This window comes from Klenkia sp. AC732 (assembly GCF_979256525.1).
This window is the reverse complement of the sequence record NZ_CEEDOS010000088.1, coordinates 1-1,275: the sequence shown is the minus strand read 5'-3', so window position 1 is coordinate 1,275 and position 1,275 is coordinate 1. Positions and strand designations below refer to the sequence as shown.

Genomic DNA, 1,275 nt, shown 5'->3' with positions numbered 1-1,275 from the left:
CCCCGCCGGCCGACGTGCCGTGGGAGACCGACGTCGACGGGGGACAGGCCCTGGCCGAGTTCGCCGGCCGCGCCTGCTACCAGTCCTGGACCAAGCCGAACCCGGCCACCGCCAGCAACGCCGGGTACCTGAGGCACATCCTCGAGGTCGGCCACCTGTCGGTGCTCGAGCACGGCACGGTGTCCATGTACCTCACCGGTGTCTCCCGCTCGCTGACCCACGAGCTCATCCGGCACCGGCACTTCTCCTACAGCCAGCTCTCCCAGCGGTACGTCCCCGAGCGGGACGCCGCGTTCGTCGAGCCCGGCGTCATCGCCGAGGACCCCGAGCTGCACCGGCTGTTCACCGAGGCGGCCGACGCGTCGCTGAAGGCCTACACCGACCTGCTGGAGGGCCTGGAGACCCGGTTCGCCGACGTCCCCAACGCCACGCTGCGCCGCAAGCAGGCCCGCCAGGCCGCCCGCTCGGTGCTGCCCAACGCCACCGAGACCCGAATCGTCGTCACCGGCAACTACCGCGCGTGGCGGCACTTCGTCGCCATGCGCGCCAGCGAGCACGCCGACGTGGAGATCCGTGAGCTCGCCGTCCTGTGCCTGCGCGAGCTGCAGCGGGTCGCCGGCAACGTGTTCGACGACTTCCGGATCAGCTCGCTGGCCGACGGCACCGAGGTCGCCGCCAGCCCGTACGTCAGCGAGGGCTGAGCCGGCGGCTCACCGGGTGGGGACGGCGGCTCCGGCCGCAGCCCACAGCGCCTCCACCCGGGCCGCGACCTCGGTCGCGGTGCCGGAGGCGTCCACCTCGGCGTCGATGTCCCGGACCACGGCGCTCTCCGCGTGCAGGGCCTCCAGCTCGGGCCCGGTGAACGGGGAGCCGGCCGAACGGGCGCGGGCGACGTCCAGGGGCACCCGCAGCGCCACGACGAACGGCGTGGCCGCAGACGTCCGGTAGACCTCGGCGACGGGAGCCCGGACGACGTCGACGAGGACGACCTCGACGCCCGCGGCGACGAACGATGACGCGAGCAGGCACGCCTGCACCGCGGCCAGCCGGTGCTGGCCCTCGCCGGCGCCGGGGCGCCACGGGTCGACCGCCCCGGTGCGCACCAGGGCGCGGACGTCGTCGACCTCCACGACGGCGCACAGTGCGCGGCCGGCGGCGAGGGTCGCCGCGAGCGTCGACTTGCCCGCCGACGGGGGGCCGGTGACCAGCAGTGGCCGGCGCAGCGGCGGCACCGGCGTCCCGCCGTCGGTGGTGGGGGCGGCGGGACGCCGGTGC

The 1,275-nt window shown here is 75.4% G+C and carries 2 protein-coding genes; one reads left to right on the top strand and one right to left on the bottom strand.

What is annotated here, in order from left to right; translation table 11 throughout:
• Window positions 1-701: FAD-dependent thymidylate synthase (gene thyX / locus AC0IVP_RS21795; RefSeq protein WP_471759265.1), on the top strand; the 701-nt coding region annotated here is incomplete at its 5' end.
• Between the two features lie 9 nt (window positions 702-710).
• On the opposite strand, the gene AC0IVP_RS21790 is transcribed toward thyX, so the two are convergent.
• A partial coding sequence (locus tag AC0IVP_RS21790; protein WP_471759264.1) for a hypothetical protein occupies window positions 711-1,275 on the bottom strand: 565 nt, incomplete at its 5' end.